Annotated in this window: 14 protein-coding genes and 1 pseudogene; 7 read left to right on the top strand and 8 right to left on the bottom strand. The window is 45.1% G+C overall.

The features are described 5' to 3' along the window. The first annotated feature begins 63 nt into the window (after positions 1-63). The 5 genes from R7M72_RS05850 to sstT all read left to right on the top strand — a co-directional run bounded on the left by R7M72_RS05850 (position 64) and on the right by sstT (position 4,337). Positions 64-489, top strand: coding sequence for a hypothetical protein (locus tag R7M72_RS05850; RefSeq protein WP_025768641.1), 426 nt, complete (start codon positions 64-66; stop codon positions 487-489). A gap of 9 nt (positions 490-498) precedes the next feature. Beyond that, the gene (locus tag R7M72_RS05845) at positions 499-1,113 is read left to right on the top strand and encodes an SCO family protein (protein ID WP_005384635.1); all 615 of its coding nucleotides are present in this window, start codon (positions 499-501) and stop codon (positions 1,111-1,113) included. Continuing rightward, positions 1,103-1,411: a PTS transporter subunit EIIB gene (locus tag R7M72_RS05840; protein WP_005384641.1), complete on the top strand. Its 309-nt coding sequence runs from the start codon at positions 1,103-1,105 to the stop codon at positions 1,409-1,411. Before R7M72_RS05845 ends, R7M72_RS05840 begins: the two co-directional genes overlap by 11 nt. Positions 1,412-1,686: 275 nt before the next feature. After that, positions 1,687-2,763, top strand: coding sequence for a ribosome small subunit-dependent GTPase A (gene rsgA, locus R7M72_RS05835; RefSeq protein WP_005384642.1), 1,077 nt, complete (start codon positions 1,687-1,689; stop codon positions 2,761-2,763). 356 nt (positions 2,764-3,119) lie between these two features. Next, positions 3,120-4,337, top strand: a complete 1,218-nt coding sequence (sstT, locus tag R7M72_RS05830; RefSeq protein WP_005374821.1) for a serine/threonine transporter SstT — start codon at positions 3,120-3,122, stop codon at positions 4,335-4,337. A 65-nt stretch (positions 4,338-4,402) separates the two neighbouring features. On the opposite strand, the gene pdxY is transcribed toward sstT, so the two are convergent. From pdxY to R7M72_RS05815, 3 genes are all read right to left on the bottom strand, one after another. Further along, the gene (pdxY, locus tag R7M72_RS05825) at positions 4,403-5,272 is read right to left on the bottom strand and encodes a pyridoxal kinase PdxY (protein ID WP_053303912.1); all 870 of its coding nucleotides are present in this window, start codon (positions 5,270-5,272) and stop codon (positions 4,403-4,405) included. 101 nt (positions 5,273-5,373) lie between these two features. Continuing rightward, entirely contained in the window at positions 5,374-5,562 is a 189-nt protein-coding gene (locus R7M72_RS05820) for an AbrB/MazE/SpoVT family DNA-binding domain-containing protein (RefSeq protein ID WP_017634469.1), read from the bottom strand. A gap of 140 nt (positions 5,563-5,702) precedes the next feature. After that, a complete protein-coding gene (locus R7M72_RS05815) occupies positions 5,703-6,899 on the bottom strand; it encodes a tetratricopeptide repeat protein (protein ID WP_213971617.1) in 1,197 nt (398 codons plus the stop codon). Positions 6,900-7,445: 546 nt separating this feature from the next. On the opposite strand from R7M72_RS05815, the gene pulA reads away from it, so the two are divergent. After that, on the top strand, positions 7,446-11,435 hold the full coding sequence (gene pulA, locus R7M72_RS05810; protein WP_318056104.1) for a pullulanase-type alpha-1,6-glucosidase: 3,990 nt from the start codon (positions 7,446-7,448) through the stop codon (positions 11,433-11,435). Positions 11,436-11,534: 99 nt separating this feature from the next. On the opposite strand, the gene R7M72_RS05805 is transcribed toward pulA, so the two are convergent. From R7M72_RS05805 to lamB, 5 genes and pseudogenes are all read right to left on the bottom strand, one after another. After that, a complete protein-coding gene (locus R7M72_RS05805) occupies positions 11,535-13,151 on the bottom strand; it encodes an endonuclease (protein ID WP_017820116.1) in 1,617 nt (538 codons plus the stop codon). A 331-nt stretch (positions 13,152-13,482) separates the two neighbouring features. Further along, a pseudogene (locus tag R7M72_RS05800) lies at positions 13,483-15,096 on the bottom strand (alpha-amylase family glycosyl hydrolase). Between the two features lie 120 nt (positions 15,097-15,216). Further along, positions 15,217-15,735 carry a glycosidase gene (locus tag R7M72_RS05795; RefSeq protein WP_225466189.1) on the bottom strand — a complete coding sequence of 173 codons (519 nt, stop codon included), beginning with the start codon at positions 15,733-15,735 and terminating at the stop codon, positions 15,217-15,219. A gap of 163 nt (positions 15,736-15,898) precedes the next feature. Further along, positions 15,899-16,729, bottom strand: coding sequence for a MalM family protein (locus tag R7M72_RS05790; RefSeq protein ID WP_053307972.1), 831 nt, complete (start codon positions 16,727-16,729; stop codon positions 15,899-15,901). Positions 16,730-16,885: 156 nt separating this feature from the next. After that, on the bottom strand, positions 16,886-18,106 hold the full coding sequence (lamB, locus tag R7M72_RS05785) for a maltoporin LamB (RefSeq protein ID WP_053307973.1): 1,221 nt from the start codon (positions 18,104-18,106) through the stop codon (positions 16,886-16,888). 446 nt (positions 18,107-18,552) lie between these two features. Between lamB and glgX the strand changes: the two genes are divergently transcribed. Beyond that, positions 18,553-20,544: a glycogen debranching protein GlgX gene (gene glgX, locus R7M72_RS05780; protein WP_115386844.1), complete on the top strand. Its 1,992-nt coding sequence runs from the start codon at positions 18,553-18,555 to the stop codon at positions 20,542-20,544. Positions 20,545-20,559: the final 15 nt, after the last annotated feature.

Here is a 20,559-nt window from a genome sequence, read left to right as displayed (position 1 = left end):
GTTGGCGAGCGGCGCATCTGTGCTACGATGCTCGTAATGTTAAGTGATAAATGCTGAACCTTAATGAAACTGTTACAAATCGCCGCTGTTTCAGCCGCATTAGTTGCGGGATTTTATGCCCCGACTCTAATAAAAAGCTTTTCTTCTTCCACTCAAAGCAAGTCAATAGATGAATACTGCTTTCTCTCTACAACCTCTTGCGTCCAAGAAAATGTTACGATGACGCTAAACTCAGAAACTGCTCAACCCTTGGTTCCTACCACTCTAAATGTTGAGTGGCATACAAGCGATGCTAAGCAACTCATCCTAAGTCTTTCAGGAAGAGAAATGGAGATGGGTGAGCCTAAGTTTTTGCTGAAGCAAATCGCTCCTGGCCAATATCAAGGTGACATCATTCTCCCGGTTTGCACGGAGGATGCAATGACTTGGGTTGGTGAACTCAGTGATGGAGAGAATACCGTTTACCCTGCTATAAAAATGCAAAGATAAGGAATCGTTATGAGCCACAATTGGTCCCTATTTCTCGTAGCTGCTTTCGCACTCGGGTTTGGCGTAAAGAGCTATTTAGATAATCAGAAAACGAAGCCAGAGCAAGTGGACAGTTCCACCTCTCAACAAACGGTATTGTTTGGGGAAAATAACCAAGCCGTCAATATCTTCGATGTGAATGACCCTCGCATCCGAGTCGTCTATTTTGGCTTTACTCGCTGCCCAGACGTTTGCCCAACTTCTCTTGCAATGCTGGCAGGAGCACTGAATCAAATTGACGACGCGCAAAAAGCACAACTACGCCCGATGTTCATTTCTTTAGACCCAGAGCGTGATGAGGCCGATGCATCAGCAAAATATGCCCATTACTTCCATCCAATGATTGAAGGCCTATCGGCACCACTTGATGTAACGACACCTTTGGCACACAACTATGGTGTCATTTTCCGCAAGACAGAATTGGAAGGCTCAGAACTAAAATACACGCTGGATCATAGCTCTTACTTTTACTTCTTGAAGCCGGATGGCACGTTAATCACTAAAGTACCGCATACGCTCTCACCGGCACCGATTGTTGAAGCCATTTCAAAACTAACGACCGAAGACTCTTCAAATGACGGTTAAGTCAGTGCTGAAGCAATTTTTCAATTTCCTAACTCATACCAACCCCAATGTCGAACAAGACGTCGATACGATCATTGACGCCATTGGGGGCATAGAGAACCTGCTAGAAACTGGTGCATGTGCGACTCGGCTGCGTCTTACCCTCAGAGCGACGTCCGTCATCGATAAGAACGCACTCAAGAATCATGGCGCGCATGGCGTCGTGATATTGGATGATCGTCATGTCCAAATCATATACGGCTTAAAAGCCAACACGTATTCGCAGATTATGGAAGAGCGCATCACAAAACAAAGTTAATATTTTTGCAGTATAGCTACCCTCTTTAAAAAAGGGCGGCTATACTCTTTTGGCTTAATTAACTCACTTATTTATTAACCAACGAAGAGGACACAAGATGATTGTATTGAATAACACTAACTGGGCATCGCAAGGGTAACCCTAACAGCACCAACTCTGTGGCATAGCCACAACTCCCCTTCTCTGCCCGGTCTTCACCGGGGTCAACTCTATCCGAATTAGACCCTAATGCGATTTGTATTAAGGCACTTTGTTGCGTCTGGGATAATTCAATAATGAATCAAACACATACTTTTTGTGACACATTAGTTTCAACTTCAAACCCTCTAAAACAATTGGGTTGGAAACCATTTTTTCAGCAACAACTGACATTAGACGATTACGACAACACTATCTTTGCTCGTGTAATTGCGCATCACCGAAGTGGTTATTTATTGGCAACAGAAACTGGGCAAGTTCATCTTAATGCCCACCATTCTTTACCCAATATGACCGTCGGAGACTGGGTAATCTTAAATGAAGATCAGCAATTTGTTCGCTTACTGGATCGCTTGAGCCTCTTTAGCCGCAAAGCCGCTGGCAGCAAAGTGGTAGAGCAACTTATCGCAGCCAATGTGGATACAGTGTTTATCGTCTGTTCCCTTAACGACGACTTCAATTTAAGTCGTATTGAACGCTATCTTGCCTTGGCTCATGAAGCCGAAGTCGAACCCGTCATCGTGCTTTCCAAAGCCGATTTGTGTGACAATACTGATGAACTAAAAAGCCAAGTACAGAAGCTCGACCCTCTATTAGCTATAGAGACAGTCAACGGCTTAGAAATAGAGAGTGCTTCTAAACTCATGACCTGGTGCAAAGAAGGACAAACCCTCGCTTTTATCGGTTCTTCAGGCGTTGGCAAATCAACTCTTGTTAATGCATTACTCGGGCAACAAGAACAGGCAACTGGGCATATTCGTGAAGACGATAGCAAAGGGCGACATACAACTACATCGCGCTCTATCCATCTATTACCTGATGGCGGCATCTTGATTGATACTCCGGGAATGCGCGAGCTTCAACTAGCAGATTGTGAATCGGGGGTCAGTGAGGCATTTTCTGACATTGAGGCGCTCGCTCAGCGTTGTCGCTTTGGCAATTGTAAGCACCAAACTGAGCCAGGCTGCGCAGTTCAAACTGCGATTGCAAATGGCAAACTGGAGGTTCGTCGTTTCAATAACTATCAAAAACTATTGCGAGAACAAGCCTTTAACGGCGCGACTTTGGCAGAGCAACGAGCACAAAGTCGACGATTCGGTAAACTTGCTCGCAATGCCATGAGTGATAAGCGCAGGCGCCAACAAAGTTATTAATTTGTTGCGTTTGAGTTGTCAATAAAATCAAAGGAGACGAAAGTCTCCTTTTTAACAACTTTATTAAAAACCATTACTCATAACTAATGATAATTTTCAACATAAAAATCTTATTTAAATAACATTGAGCAAACATTTAATCCAAAAACAAACTAAAACTAGACACAAAATATTACCAAGCTAAGATATGTGATATTCAGCAAGAAAATGGCTGAATTTATAAAAACAGGATAATTGATAATCATGTGTCTTAGTGACCAGAAGCAATGCTCACCCCTTGTAATATAAGGGCATTATCGCCGTGTAATGATGGACTATTGCCCTGCCACTCTGGCATAAAATTGCAGGAATGATGTATGCAACACAACAGCCTCGTTGCCCGATATGCTCGTGGTAACCTCGTCGTCCAGATCCTTGTCGGTATCGTCTTTGGTATTTTGCTCGCGACAATTTCTCCAAGCCATGCCGAAAGCGCGGGATTAATTGGTAGCCTTTTTGTCGGCGCGCTTAAAGCGATCGCGCCAATTCTTGTGTTTATTTTGGTTGCCGCTTCAATTGCAAACCAAAAGAAAAACCAACACACTTACATGCGCCCAATCGTTGTACTGTACCTGATGGGTACATTCTTCGCGGCGCTATCAGCAGTGGTTCTAAGCTTCCTTTTCCCGACCAATTTAACGCTTGTCACCGGCGCTGAAGGTGCAACGCCTCCTCAAGGTATTGCTGAAATTCTACGCACACTGTTGTTTAAACTGGTCGACAACCCAGTAAATGCACTAGTAGAAGCAAACTACATCGGCATTCTTGCTTGGGGTGTGGGTCTGGGTCTTGCACTACACCACGCATCGGCAACAACGAAGGCCGTATTTGAAGATCTAAGCCACAGCGTGTCTCACATTGTGCGCTTTATCATTCGTCTTGCACCATTTGGTATCTTTGGCTTGGTTGCTTCAACGTTTGCGACAACGGGCTTTAGCGCACTAGCAAGCTACGCACACCTTCTGGCGGTTCTTCTTGGCGCAATGATGATCATCGCACTCGTTGTAAACCCAGCGATCGTGTTCGTTAAAACCAAACAAAACCCTTACCCACTTGTATTCCGTTGTCTACGTGAAAGTGGTGTAACTGCGTTCTTCACTCGTTCAAGTGCGGCGAATATTCCAGTAAACATGGCACTATGTGAGAAGCTAAAACTGGACGAGGATACATACTCAGTATCTATCCCTCTAGGTGCGACCATCAACATGGCTGGTGCTGCAATCACTATCACGACGCTAACGCTTGCAGCTGTGCACACTATGGGTATCGAAGTTGATCTACTGACTGCGCTACTTCTAAGTATTGTAGCTGCGGTTTCTGCATGCGGCGCATCAGGTGTTGCAGGTGGCTCTCTACTACTTATCCCACTTGCGTGTGGCCTGTTTGGTATCTCAAACGACGTAGCAATGCAGGTTGTAGCGGTTGGCTTCATTATCGGTGTGATTCAAGACTCTGCTGAAACTGCGCTAAACAGCTCAACAGACGTTGTCTTTACGGCAGCAGTTTGTAAATCAGAGCAGCAAAAAGCTCAGTAAGACTGACAGAACAAATAGAAAGGGGAGCCGATGATGGCTCCCCTTTTTTGTTTAATTGCGCTCAATTATGCGGTGACCAGAGCCACTTCTTCAATCGGGAAGTGTTTGCTTGGTTCAACAAACTCTTGCTGCGCCGCGATAGTTTGCAGCTCCCATTCGCCTGCATGATACGTTGCACTTAACACCCCGTAGCACGCGTCATGACAATGTTGGAAAGCTTGTTTAGGAGACCAGCCTTTTAAGAGTCCCGCGGTAAAAATAGCTGAAATAAGATCGCCCACGCCAACAGGTTGTTTAGCAAACTCAAATTGAGGACGCTTCGCAAGGTAAATACCTTCTTGCGTAGCCAATAGCATGTTAAAGCTGCCATTTTCTAGGCAGTAAAGGTGCTTAACTAGCACCACTTTTGGACCTTTCTCTAGCGCACGTTGGCATGCGGTGATCGCATCGTCTAGTGAGTGGATTTCCATCTCAGCAAATTGACTTAGCTCGAATTGGTTCGGAACGATCACGTCCGCCATTGGCATCAAACGCGTTAGAAGATTTTCAGCAATGCCCGGAGCCACAATGCAGCCTTTGTCTGGCGCGCCCATCACAGGGTCGCAAACGTAAAGTGCGTTCGGGTTCGCTTGCTTCACTTTCGTCACGGTATCTTCAACAGCAAGGCACTGCTCTGCGCTACCTTGGTAGCCCGTCAATACCGCTTGGCACTTTTCCAGCGTGCCGATGTTACCAAGTCCACGAACTAACTCGCTGATGTCTTCAGCCGCAAACGCTCGCCCAGTCCAGCCTTCTTGATACTGCGTGTGGTTAGAAAATTGAACGGTATGAATCGGCCATACTTCGAAACCCATGCGTTGCATTGGGAAAACAGCACTGCTGTTACCAGCATGACCAAAAGAAACATGAGATTGTATAGAGAGGATACCTTGCATAGTACCTTACCTCTTATTGTAGTTATCGATAGTTCAAAGACAGCGGCAAGCGCCAGTTTTGCGAAACCAGTAGTGTATCCGACAAACCAAGATTCTCTAACTCAATTCTCCTCAATATCTTCAGAGTAAGTTGGAGCGCTGGTTTTCAACACCATCTTCTTAATTTCCATTTTGTCTTTATTCAGTGCGATTTCTAGGGTATCTCCTTCCCTTATCCCGAGCTGAGCCAGGATTACGCTTGGAATGACTACGGCGGTGTCGTCACCGATTTTAACAGGTTGACTTATCATCTTTCGTCCTCCAAATGTCGAAAATGAGTTTTCACGTCATTGGATGTCTAGCCTCAAATACATTAAGCTGACTTGGATTTGGCGTAACATTTTAAAGACAAAAGAAAAGCCTCAATCTTGAGGCTTCTGGATAAGATAGGTTATGGCTGAAGGAAGTTTTGAGTGAAATCGAGCGCATCTTTAGAGAGTTTTTTTTCGTTAGGCGATGTGCTTGCCTGGTCTTCTGCTGTTACCGTTGTCATCTTAGGCTGAAAATCTAGTGTTGATGTCTCCTCCCAAGCTTCGGAGACGTCTTTATTCTCATCATTCAACACCGCATTGAGCTCCTCTTCCGCAGGAAAATACGCTTCGCGTTTGTACACTTTGTTAAGGGCTCGAATAATAGAGTGCTTTCTAACCATTCCTGAGGCCAGCTTTCTTTGCAACGGCTTCGCTATGGACTGCAATCCAACGACAACATCAACACCAATATTGGTTGCCACTTCATCACGCAACGTACGTGCAGGTTGGTAGCCCATATTAGCAGCAAGAAACAGCCAAACGTAAGCAATTGCATTACCCGTTTTACCTTTATCCTTCCACGCTTCGCCAGCATGATACATCGCTTTAGCACTGCCACCTTCCGCGGCCCGTTCCAGCCAGTAGCAACCTTTAACCATGCTTTTTTCTGTACCAATGCCATTTAGGTAACATAAGCCGACTTGGATTTTGCCATCCGCACTGTCTTTTTCCGCCGCTTTCATAAACCAGTAAAGCGCATCTGCACTGCGTCCTGCACTATTATCTGGTGAAAGCTGCCATTCCCCCATATAAATCATGGCATCAATGCAGCCTTCTTCGGCGGCAGTTTCAATCAGTTGGTTACCTTTTGGGATATTTTTTTCAGTTCCTCGACCAAAGACCAAGGCCTTGCCCGTCGAAAATTTCGCTTCGGTATCCCCTTCCATTCCCGCAATTGCGGTACGCCAGAAGTTTGCCTGCTCTTTTAAAATCACATCTTCGCGCATGCGTTCACTTAAGCGAACAATGCCGTACATCCCCGTCACATTGTCCAGTTTAGCGGCTTTATCATACCAATACAGCGCTTGACGAATGTTGCCCTTTTCGGCTTCTTTCGCTAGAAATAAAATGGTGGGGATATGCCCAGTTTCGGCTTTGAACTCTCGCTCTTTACGCTCTTGCTCTCGCGCTTTATGCATCGCCTTTCGATAAGCGGCTTCGCGAGCTTTCCTCTCTGCCTCGAGTCTCTGTTTCCGCATCGACAACGAGATCATCCACACAAATATCAGGACGAGTGAAAGGCCAGTTGCCGCAATGGCAATGCCCATACTACTCATAAATAGCCTCTTTTGGTTTCAGGGCCCAATTCAACTCCCTTTCAGGGAAATCTTATGATTACGCGCCGACATAACGCCGACTACCTTCATTATATAACGACCACTTAGCGAAAATCTGAAGCTTGCGAAGACTTAATGGCGGTATTTTATTCAACATCACTGCAACTTATTTTTAAAAGAAAAATATAGCCCTCATTTTTATAGAACTTAATCACGGTTTTGGGGCTGAGACATTCTCATCCCCTATCATCCCCCCTTACTCATCCCATAAAAATTTACATTTTAATGATGTGCAGAATCTCTCACTATGCGCCTGTTTTATTATTTAATTTGTGAACAAAATCGACTGTGACAGAAAATTTGCACCTGTAAAAAACTTAACAGCCTGCTCTCACATTTTGCTGATGATTCAGTGTATTAGCATCTAATTGAACATTTCCTTTTTTGGCATCTGCCTTTCTAGCGTGTGCAAAACCTTCTTGATGATTGAGTCAGCGAAGGCAGCGCGCAGCTCAATATCAATTCAATAACAATGGATTTGTAAACGTGGACAATAAGACATTTAAATTATCAACAATTGCCAAAACCGTACTGCCTTTGATTTCCGTCGCGGTAATCAGCGGTTGTGGTAGTGATAGCACGAACGAAGATACGACGACCCCTGGCTCAGGCTTGTACCCTGCGGGAGAGAACGAAGTCGTCATTTATTACAAACGTGACGTAGCATCAGCTTCAACAGCCAGCGACTACGAAGGTTGGGGCTTGCACCTATGGAACGGTGAGGGCTGTACCAGCACAGATTTAGACGCAATGGGCATTCCGGGAACAGGAACGGATTGGTCTGCGCCACACCCATTCGATGGCATCAACGACACCTATGGTGCTTACTACGTACTGAAAATAAACCCTGACGCCTCTGACCCACACGAATGCATGAACTTCATTCTGCACAAAGGTGATGAGAAAGCGTTCGGCAGCGCAAACTCAAAAGTAGAGTTGACGAAAATCGGCGAATCGAAAGGTTTGTTTGGCTTCCACGGCAGCAGTGAACTTTACTACGAGCCAATAGAAGAGCGCCCTGTTGATATTGATGGTCAAAAAGCCCATTGGTTAGACGCCAACACCATTGCATGGGAAGCGGCGACCAGTGCGGATTCCATGAAGCTGTTCTACAGCATTAGCAATGACATCAAAATGGATGAAGATAAGCAAATCTCTGGCGGTACAGCAGTTGAGCTGACAAAAGCTGGTGAGTTGTCTGATGGTCTGAAATCACGCTTCCGTCACCTTGCTAGCCTTCAAGCTGCGGGTATCGATGTCGATGACGCGACCTTGCGTACGATCCTGAAGTCACAAATCGTTATGGTGGCTTACAACGCAAATGGTGACGTCATTTCTGCAACTGAAGTGCAAAAACCGGGCGTTTTGGATGCAGTGTTTGCCGATTCCAAGGCAGGTAACGCGATCGGTCAAGAACTCGGTGCGATTGTGGAAGGCGGTGCCGCAACCTTCAAACTATGGGCACCAACTGCCCAAGATGTTGATCTGATAATCTACGATGAAAACTTAGCAGAAGAAGCGACCGTTGCCATGACGGAAGACCCAGCAACAGGTATCTGGGTTTCTGAGGCACAAAGCAACGTTGTCAACAAATATTATCGCTACCAAGTTAAGGTATACCACCCAACAACTGGCGTCGTTGAAACGCGTTTGGTAACAGACCCATATTCAATGAGCTTGTCTAAGAACTCACGATACTCGCAAGTGGTTGATTTAGATGATCCAAGCTTAATGCCTCAAGATTGGAAAAACTACGCACGCCCAACGGTTAAAAAAGACGAAGACCACGTCCTTTACGAGTCACACATTCGTGATTTCAGCTTTAACGACAGCAAAGGCACACCAAGTCTTGATGGCAAATATCTGGCGCTTACAGAACCTGAGCGTGAGTCTGTATCTCACTTACAAGCTTTAAAAGATGCTGGCCTAACAACGCTACATATCTTGCCAGCATTTGATATTGCAACCGTGGATGAAGACGCTGACAAGCGAGTCGATATCACCGACACCGTGGGTAAACTTTGTGGCATCAAGCCAGAAGCCTCCATTTGTGAGACCGAAGATGACGGCAAAGTGATTGAAGAGGTATTAAATAGCTACGACCCAACAACGGGCAAAGCACAAGCGTTGATGAACGATCTTCGCATGCTAGACAGCTTCAACTGGGGTTACGACCCTTACCACTACACCGTGCCAGAAGGCAGTTATGCGACCGATCCTAACGGGTCTAAGCGTATTCTTGAGTTCCGCGAAATGGTTCAAGCGACGCATAAAATGGATCTGAAACTGGTCATGGACGTCGTGTACAACCACACAAATGCATCTGGTGTGAACGAAAAATCAGTACTGGATAAGATTGTCCCTGGGTACTACCACCGCCTAAACGTCAACACTGGCGGCGTCGAAAACTCAACCTGTTGTGATAACACCGCAACCGAGAACTTGATGATGGGTAAACTAATGGTTGACTCATTGATGGTATGGGCGGATGACTATAAAGTCGATGGTTTCCGTTTTGACCTTATGGGCCACCAGCCGAAAGATGTGATGGTTTACGCACTTGAAAAAGTCCGTGAAATTGATCCGAATACTCTGTTCTACGGCGAAGGTTGGGACTTTGGTGAAGTCGCGCAAAACGCTCGTTTCGATCAGGCGACACAAGTCAACATGGCGGGGACAGAAATCGGTACTTTCTCTGATCGTCTGCGTGACGCAGTTCGTGGCGGAAGCCCGTTTGATGGCGGTGTAGATTCTGAAGGTAAGCACCCACTTCGCTTTAACCAAGGCTTTGGTAACGCCGCTTATCCTAACGAAGAAACCAAAACTGACGCAGAATCGGTGAATGGTCGTTTACACAACCAAGATCTGGTTCGTCTAGGTATGGCTGGTAACTTGGCTGACTACATCCTTCTTGATTACAAAGGCGAAACCAAACTGGGTAAGAACGTTGATTACAATGGTGCGCCTGCAGGCTACACAAAAGTGCCATCAGAGAACATCTCTTACGTGTCTAAGCACGACAACCAAACATTGTGGGATAACAACGCCTACAAGATTGCGACAGGCACTTCATCTGCCGAGCGTGCACGTATGCAGTCTGTGTCCCTATCAACGGTGATGCTTGGTCAAGGCATTCCATTCATCCACATGGGTTCTGAGCTATTGCGCTCTAAATCCATGCAGCGCGACTCGTACGATTCTGGTGACTGGTTCAACCGTGTATTCTTCGACGGAAGCGACAATAACTGGAACGTTGGCCTACCACGTGAAGACAAAGACGGGGCAAACTGGGAGCTGATCAAAACCATCGTTGGTGACAGCACGGCGAAACCAGATTCAACCGACATCGAGCTGACTAAGCAACAATTCCTAGAGCTACTAAAAATCCGTAGCACAAGCGAACTATTCCGCCTAGATACCGCGCAAGAAGTGATGAACCGTGTTGACTTCCGCAACGTAGGGAAAGACCAAGTGGAAGGCTTGATTGTGATGTCTATCGACGATGGTACATCAGCGGGTGCCGATTTAGATTCGAACTACGATGCTGTCGTGGCGGTTGTGAACTCAACATCAACTGAGAAATCTTTCAAAGTTGCCGGCGCAACTGGTTTCGAGTTACATGAAGTTCAACAAAACTCTGCGGATGACATCGTGAAAGGTGCAAGCTTCACCAATGAAACCTTCACAGTACCAGCACTGACAACAGCGGTATTCGTGCAGCCACAAAACGGCGCGCAAGGTGCTGGCCTACCAGTAAACACGGATAACAAAGACGTATCGAGTATTCCTCCTTACGGCGAAACCGTTGTTTACGTGAAAGGCACGATGAACGATTGGTCTGATAGCAGTGATTGGGCGATGACCTTTATTGGCAACGGTATGTACTCTGTAACTGGCGTTCTTGAAGCTGGTGAACACGAGTTCAAATTCGCGGACTCTGGTTGGGCAAATCCAAACATCGGTTGTGATGCTGCGAATATAGCTTCTGGTTCACTAGAATTAGGTTCAGAAGGTAACTGTAAGCTGTCTGTTGCTGAAACAGGTAAGTACAACTTCACTCTGAACGCGCTACATGTTCAAGATGAAAGCGTAGAAAAACCGGTCGTGTCAGTGACCAAGTCAGCAGATGCACCAACATTCGGTGAAACAGCACTTTACTTACGTGGCACTATCACTACATGGGATGCTCCAGCACAAGACTCAACAGCGAAGTTCAGCTATGTTGCAAATGACGTTTATTCGCTAGACATTACCCTAGCGGCGGGCAACTACGAGATGAAAGTTGCGAGCGCAGACTGGGCAGCAGACACCAACTTCGGTGGTGAAGGCAGTGTTGAGCTTGGTAAAGCGCTGACGATGGAAGCCGGTGGCGGTAGCGCAAACCTAAAAATTGCGATTGCAGAAGCAGGAAACTACAACTTCCACTTCAATGCGGCTGACAAGTCGGCGCCAATCGTGACGGTAACGAAAAACTAGTTTCATTTAAAAACATCCGTAATGAAAAAGGGGAAGCATCACGCTTCCCCTTTGTTTTGTTGGCGTCACTAAATGGTGGATACCAAAATCAAAAAGGTGTTAGTTTCCCCAAATCTGTTCAACAAACTCAGGATGATCAATGAATGGATTACGATTGCCCTGAAAATCAAACACTTGTTGATTGCGGTTTCGTTCTTTTTCACTAACGGGATCATTTTTGTGCCAACGTTTCAGCATGTTTAACATCCAAGGTTCAAAAACCGTTGAACTTGAACCATCAAGGACAGCATCCGCATTGCTTGAATTGCCTTCCCAGTTACCTACAACATTTTCATAGCGGGTTGCCATGTAGAAATAAGCACGGGCGAAGTCGCCCTTAAACTCATCAATCGGCTCAAACACCGTACCGGAGTAGCCCAGACTAGTGCTTGCTTGTCCAAGTTTAGAGCCATTACTAGACACGTAGGTCGCGGTGCCCACTTCACCAAATGGCCAATTACTGCGCTTCGCGTTTACATAACCATCAGTTGCAAACAAGTGATGACCGTCTGAGTTCATCGGCTCAACCTTACCGCCAAACCAGCTTTTCGGAAAAGAGTGCTCACGGTTGTAGCAATCCCCTTCCGTTTTGTATTGGCCACATTGGTCTGTGACTTTGGTAAAGCTTACTGTATCGCTAGCAGATGGCTTTTCAGAATACATATCGAGAATAGAGCCATCATTTTCGTAATAACGATCAATATCGGCATCTTTTACCAAGGTCCAGACCGCAGAATAGCCTCGGCTGGAGTGATTATTGATAATGTTAAACAACGCTGTTTTTAGAGCGTATCCCGTCTTACCAGATGCCGCTTGATAGTAACCATCAACCACTGGTGGGGTCGTGGTTGAGTCACCTAACGTAAAATCGGTGGTTTCACTTTTCGAGAATTCAGCGCCAGAAGCAAGAGTCTTATCTCCCTCAGTCAGCGTGTACGACCCCGCGCCACTGCCACAACAAATGCCGTCACCATACTCGTCTTGAATCGTGAATTGGTAGTTACCGTCAGCTAAGCACATGCTCTTTTCAATGGTGATTGCTGACTCATATCCCTGACCAGAAAACAGTACTTCAGCTTGGTTGTTTTTTAACGTCCAGCTAGTTTCTGAACCATAATTATCGGTTGTGAGAGTCAAGACCACTTGGTGATCACTACAACTTTCTACAGGAGGTTGTGTACTCGTCTCAGTCGGTTGAAAATTATCGACGTAGACAACTTCTGAGCCATCAAAACTGGCTTCATCGTAAAAACGCAAACCGACGTTGATGGTCTTGTTCGAGCTCGCTGTGTAGTTGTGCGCGAGCTCTTGCCACTGGTTTATCTGTTGTGGGTTCGAGTAATTGTGATAACCATCAACCACCAGACGTGCTTTTACATTTCCTTCGGTATGATAAACCGAGACAGAAAACGGATAGGTTTTCCCTTGCTCCACATTAATGGTTTGCAAAAAGTCGGTGTTGCTTTGGGTACCTGTATTCACGACGACCTGGGCAGCCAGGCCGCCCGATTTGATTTGTTCGCTGCTTGGCGACACTGTAATGCCCGCGTCAATCTCTGACCACTGCGTAGGTACATTGCCATTCCACTGTTCAAAGTCACCGTTGATAATTTGGCTATATGCAAACGGAGAGCTAACAGCAGCAAGGAGACAGAGGGAGTTCGTTATGGATTTCATTATACTTTTCCATTAGTTATATAAATCCCAAACACGATAAACATATTAGTGGGGCATAAGTAATCCTTCAGTCACATTTTTACGTTGCACAAGTGTTAATTTACTTTTTAATGTGCAGCTTATCTCACAAATATTCACCTGCTGAAAACAAACGCCAATACAAAAAGCGAAGCAACTTGTTGGCTACATCATCGTAAAACCATTAAGGGAAAAGTAAAACAGACAGAAAAAAGCCAAGTGTGCGCCTATGGGGGTCAGCAACAACACTTGGCTTGTTTATAAGAAAGCTTGTGGTCAGCTCAACTGGTGAGCATCAATTCTGGATAATTCCTTAAGGTTTTACCGCAAAGAATCGTCCTTGTAGTGGCGACATCAGAATCTGATATTGACCATTGCTCGGAGTAATTTTTTCATTCGTGAGCAAATCCACCAACTCACCAGTACCAACACTCTCCTGAGTAAGAGTGACGCTTCTAGCGCTCTCTAAGGTATTTAGCGCAAACAAGACTTTGTCCGAACCAGATTGTTTCAAGTCCACATAACTGCCGTTACTCGCAACTAAATTCGTGCGTGACCCCTGATAAAGTGCAGGATGCGCATCGCGCATTGTCATCAGCGATGTCACATAAGATTTGAGATCGGCTTGGTTTGCATCAAGCGTCGCCGTCACGCCTTCAATTTTCGCACTACTGCGCGCAACGTGATCATCGCACAAACCTTGAATGGCGCAGGTGCTGTTGTCTTCTTTTGCGGCAAAACCATCCACTTGATCCCCGATTTCATCACCGTAGTACAACGTGATTGGCCCGGTGTACGCCGCTTGGAAAGCAAACGCGGCTTTATGGCGTAACCAATATTCTGCATCATTCACATCCGCCAAGTTTCCGCGCTGTAACAAGTCACCAAAGCGCACTAAATCATGGTTGCCGATCATCAAATTCGGCTGCGCATGTGTTGGATATTGGTTGTGTGTGCTGTAGCCGTTGTCTAACCAATCCGCACCGCGACCACCCACGCCGCTCTCATTCACGGCCAAAGTTTCAACGATGCGATATCGCATAGGGAAGTCAAACGCAGAGCACAATGCTGGATCGCTGTTCGATCCATACGCCTCATTCGCGATTTCAGACTCCCCTTTCCAAATCTATGCCACCATATAGCCCAACGGATTCACTTGTTCGCCTTTGCTATTGGTGTACGTCACACTTTGTGAGGCTTCATCGACGGCTTTACGAAGTTGTGTCCAAGCGTCTGTCGGAACTTGATAGGCTTGATCTAAACGCCAGCCGTCAATCTTCAGTTCTTTGATCCAATACGTTGCCACTTCTTTGTAGAAATCGAGACTGGCCGGGTAATCAACGGGATTGCTCGATCCCGATGGCAACAAACCGGAGGGAGATGGCTTGATCAAACCATCTTTGTGATGACCAAATACACCATCAAAAAACACGTATAAGCCGCGTTTGTGCGTTTCATCGACCAGGGTTCTCGCCGTTTCTAAATCACCAAAACGTGGATCAATGGTGAAGTAATCCGTTGCAAAGTAGCCCGTGGCATCCAGACGATCGGCCCAGTGTTCTTGGCCCGCTATCGCTTCCGATTCAAAAACTGGCGTCAACCAAATCGCATTCATCCCTAAATCTTGGATGTAATCGAGTGAATCAATCACTCCTTGCAAATCGCCGTTATGATGGCTGGTGCCATAACCTGTACCGTGACCGATGCTCGCATCACCATCCACAAAACTCTCTACCATGATTTGATAAGTACGAAGTTGGTTACTTTGCGCCATGACATTGGCTTGGCAAGCATAACTGGTATCCGGTAGCGGAGTGCTGCTATTAGTGTCGCCACCACCAGAAGAATTACACGCAGATAAAGCACCAATCACACTTAACGCAAGCAACGATCGAGACAGGCGATGGTTACGTAGGATATTACGCATTTTATTCTCCCTAACTTACTCAAATAAACTACGGAAATTTGAGTAATAAAATTAACCCCGACATTTGTTTCATGCAGGGGTTAATAAATAAAAATAGATTTTAAATAACTGAATGGAATATTATTGGCACTTATTTACCATAATTGAATAAGGTGAGCCATCATCTGTAAATTCTAAACTCCAAAGATATTTACCAGGCTCTTTAATTTCTAGTTTTGTATCTGTACCGTAACCACCGTAAGTCAGTTCATTTAATTGTCCGACCGATAATTTTTTACCTTTGGCAGTAAACTGTGGTTTCCATTGTTCAGCGGCATACTGCATTTTATAATTACCTGAAATTTCATCGGTAATCACTTGATAGACATTGTTCCCCTTATAGGTCAGCTTGCGCTCGGCAGTGTGCTTCCAATCTGCATTTGGGAAACTACCTACAACAAAAATGTCTTTAGACAATGGGCCAGATTCGGCTGAATCCGGCAAACTACAATTTGTCATCATATCAATCTGCGTGCTCGTAAACGCAACCGCATTATTTACTTCACCTTGGGTTGTATTTTCTGATGATGTGGACGAGCAAGCAGACAAGATAGACACAGCAGCTAAAGTACATGCTGTATTTATAATTATTTTTTTCACGTTATATCCTTATTTTTATTAGACCAAGTACTAATTAAATTAGAACATATATATTATGGATCGAAATAAAATAAATTTTAAATAGGAATAATATAATATGTAAAAAAGATAACTAAATGCGTAATAAAAAAGCCGACTATCTTAGCCGGCTTTTTAAAATTATCTATTTACTATTAACTGCTTTTACAAATACTTCTTGCGCACCTTCAATTCCTAACGCTTTTGCTTCATCAAGTAAGCTCAGAGCTTTAGGGATATCATCTGCTTTTACGGCCGCTTTAATTGCGTTGTGGTAGTAAGTTTGTGTTTCAGGCTGTACTGATTCAACCGCCTTAGCCGCAATTGGAGCCGCCGCTGGTTCATTACTTGATGTTCCGATTGAGAAGAAACTCACACGGTCAATCGAGACTTCAATCTTACCTGTATCACTGTTAGGAATTGGAATATCTTTTACTTCTGGTAAGTAGTTACCTCTCCCCTCAGCGTCCAAACGCGCGGGGTGAATCACTTCGGTAAACCCGCCAAGGTCGGCTTTATCTGTATAAATAATAAGATAAACAGAATCTAATCCCGTTGGGGGGAAAAAGTCTTTTTCGGCAGCCAAGCGATTACCAAGATGCAGGCGAGGTTTTTTGTACTCAAATTCAGTTTTATCATAATTTTCGAGCTCTCTACCATTTTTATCGACAATAACTGCTCTTGGTACAAAAGCCGTCTCTTCGATTAGACTGGTGATTTTAATAGCAAACTCACCACGATCTGCTGGAAGCTCAAACACAGCGACACGGCTATCGATATTCTGATACTTCAGAACTTGGCTTTGAGCAGTGATATCAATAATGGCAGAGCTAGGAAGCTTCATTTTTACCGATTGAAGTTCAGAGAGTGTGTCAACTTGTTGCATTTGAGCAACTTGAACTTGTTCGATAACTTCAGTGGATTGGCAGCCAGCAAGCGCTACACATCCACTTAACATGAGGGCACGGAAGTACATACTTTTTCCTTCTAGTTATTTTTCTAAAGGTTTTGGCACTAAAGCATCTTAGAGTGACTTTAATGAAACGTCTAACTTTTCAATAACCCTTAGAAAAATAGCCGACTGATGTCGGCTATTTGACTAGGACAGCTAGATAACTAAGAGTTTATTTGATTACCACCAAGCCTCAGCTTGAACACCAAATACGAACTCTGTATCGTCACCGTTGAACGCATTGTCATTTTCAGTATCTAGCAAGTAAGTTCCGTATACACGTAGTTCTGGACGAGCCCAGAAGCTGTCACCCATAGCCCAAGCTTGAGCAACTGTGAATTTAGCATTACCAAAATCTTCTTTTGCTAGGCCACTATCTGCGATTTTCTCACCAGAGTTGTAACCCGCTTCGAATACTGTGCGCATTGTATCGTTCCACTTGTACATAGGACGAACAACTACAGAATATTGATCAATATCGAAGTTTTTACCTGTGTAAGCGCCAGCAGCTTGACCACCAATGTCGCTACCTGATAGGTAAGCAAGTTGGTGACCCATTTCCCAGTTCTCAGCTAGGTTCATTACACCCCAGTTGATCAAACGGAAGCCTGATGCATCATTAAATGCCTCTGTACCTCGCGCGTAATAAGCACCAGATCCCCAGAAGTTAGCAGCTTGAACACCGTAACCATTTGTACCGTATTGAAATACTGTTTGGTTAAAACCGTTACTCATACCTTGATGGATAATCGCAGACGCCAATACGCCGTCATCCGCTTCTTCTTTTGCATCGTTAGAATCTGTCGCAAAGTTGTAAGCAACAGCCAACTCAAGAGCAGCATTATCCCAAAGGCCGATGTTCGCTAAACGAGCATCAAAGATGTAACCCGTTGAATCTGAAGTTTCACCATCTTGAATCAATGCTAGAGATAGTTTTTGGTTGCCTACTGAGAGGTTTTCGATACCACCACCAGTACCAGAAGTGTTTAGGAAATAGAAATCAGTGATGTGGATATCTTTACGCTGGTAGTAAGTTTTACCAGCCCACATAGTTGCGTCTTTATCAGAAGCAATCAGACCTTTAGCTTTTACAGCAAACTGAGCAACGTTAAAATCAGCATCTTCCCAACCATTCGCACCAGGAGCACCAGAAGCAATCATAGATTCGATACGCCAAGTCTGGTCACCCATTTTCAACTCTTCCGCCAAACCAAACTCAGAGTAGTTATCGTCTTCGTTACCCAGACGACCAATACCAAATTTGTTTACAGCAAGGTCACCATTACCATTACCGCTGATACCAGTACCAGCGCGCATGTAACCGTTAAAATCCACTGCAAACGCAGAACCAGCAGCTAAAGTTGCAGCAACAGCAGCAGCAATTACACTTACTTTTTTCATTCTTAACTCCATTAAGGGTATTTATAATTCTGTCTTCCCTGCTCACTCTTTTAGGTGAATATAGGCAGTAAAAACACACCTAAAGAAAGAGAGGTAAGATGGGAACGAATCCCCGTTTGTTTCAACAGTTGTGAGATTACCCGAGGCGTACAAGGATGACTTCCTCCGCCCTAAACTAATTTAAGGGGGATGAGAAGGGAGTAGAAAATTTACCGAATGGTGTTTTTTCGAGTCAGATCACCAATCTAGGGAGGAATTAGTAAGTTTGTTCGGTTTTGAGCCGCTACAAAGTGATAGCCATTTCATATTTTTGACTCTAAGCCGTCACATAAAGTAATTAAATTACACGAATATTTTTATATTTAGGGTGGTTGACCTTAGTAAGACAAAGTTTTTAACTTATAGTTTCCTAAAGGTAGCAATAAATATTAAATAAAGTATCTCCGATGACACGACTTCTCTCTCGCCCCTACCCCCTGGGCGCAACATTGAATAAAGAAGGCTGTAACTTCTCTATTCATGCTCCAGGCGTAAAAGACATTCAACTGGCATTGTTTGCAGACGATGGCAGCTACGAGCTTCACGGTTTACCGAATGAATACGCTGGCATACGTCATACTTTTATTCCAGATATTAAGCCGGGGCAAAAATACGGTTACCTTGTCTCCCACAAGGACGAGCCACTGTTAATTTCTGATCCGTACGCAAAATCAATAGATAAAGCCCTCCACTATCACCCTCCCTACTCTCCAGCCAAAAGTTTCGATATGCCGAAGTGCGTCGTTATCGAAGATGATTTTGACTGGCAAAACACGGATCACCCGCGTATACCCAGAGAAGAGATGGTGTTGTTTGAGACGCACGTCAAAGGGATTACCCAACGCCACCCAGAGGTTGAGGACAAGCTGAGGGGGCGCTACTTAGGTCTTGCATCACCTGAAATGCTGGCCTTTTACGAACAACAAAACATCAACACGCTGCAATTGCTACCTGTCGCAGCATGCATGCATGAGCCTCACCTACTAGAGTTGGAAAAGGTCAATTATTGGGGATACAACCCTTATCTCTTTATGGTGCCCGATCCGCGCTACGCAGAACAAGACGCCGTTACGGAATTAAAAACAACAATTCGCGAATTGCATAAAAACGGCATCGAAGTGATTCTCGACGTGGTTTACAACCACACTGCTGAAGGTGGTGAAGGGCCTACAATTTTCAACCTGAAAGCCCTCGACTCCTGTTTTTACATCAAACATGGCAACCACTTCGCCAATTACACTGGCTGCGGAAATACAGTGGATCTCACCTACCAACCAGCCTTAAACCTTGTGATGGATACATTGCGCTACTGGGTTAGCGAATTTAAAGTCGATGGCTTCCGTTTTGACTTGGCTGCAACGTTAGGTCGACAGGGCGATGATTACAACCCAGAAGCAGCTTTCTTTAAAGCCGTTGCGCAAGACCCAATTTTGCGTGAAACCAAATTGATTGCCGAGCCTTGGGATATTGGTCCAAATGGCTACCAAGTGGGTAACTTTCCATTTGGTTGGAACGAATGTAATGACAAACTGCGTGATATTTCCCGCAGTTTTTGGCGCGGTGATCAAGGCTATTTAAAAGAGTTTGCCACTCGATTAATGGGCTCTCGTGACATTTATAGTGCAGCGAACTGGCCATACAAACTCACCGTAAATTACATCACGTATCACGATGGCTTCACACTGCAAGATTTAGTGTCTTACAAGCACAAACATAACGAAGCCAATGGCGAAGAAAATCGCGACGGTCACGGCGACAATCGTTCAGAAAACTACGGTGTTGAAGGCGAGACGGAAAATCTGATGATTATCGCCACGCGTGAGAAGCAAAAACGCAACCTTATTGCTAGCTTGCTGTTTGCCTTCGGTATCCCACACATTCTCACTGCTGATGTTCTGTCTCACACCCAAGGCGGTAACAATAATGCCTATTGCCAAGACAACGAAACCAGTTGGCTGAACTGGGAAGAGACAGAACGTAAGCAACATTTCAAAGCATGGATGTCACAAATGGTCGCCAACCGAAATCAATACATGGTGCCATTTATCCGAGCTTTCAGTGGCGAAAACCGCAATAACAACCGCATTTTCTGGCGCCGAACAGACGGTCGCTTAATGGAGCACGATGATTGGAACCGTTTAAGCTCTGTCGCACTTCACCTTGGTATCGGTAAAGAAGGGCAAGAGCTGGTCTACCTCATCAACCAAACTAACGCCACAGCTCGCTTTAAGCTCCCCAATGAGCGAAAGCAAGAATGGGTGACGATCTGTGATACAAACGTACGTAATCTCAACCCAGGACATGCTGAAGGCGAAGTCTTGCTGTCACCCACCTCGATGGTGATTTTGCACTATCAACCAAACCAAAGCACACCAAAAGGTGAGCAAACGCATAGCTAAGTTATAAACGCTCCA

The organism is Vibrio sp. YT-18 (genome assembly GCF_033337345.1).
In the GTDB taxonomy this organism is placed as follows: domain Bacteria; phylum Pseudomonadota; class Gammaproteobacteria; order Enterobacterales; family Vibrionaceae; genus Vibrio; species Vibrio alginolyticus.
The sequence above is the reverse complement of the archived record's forward strand: the minus strand, read 5'-3'. Positions and strand labels throughout refer to the sequence as shown.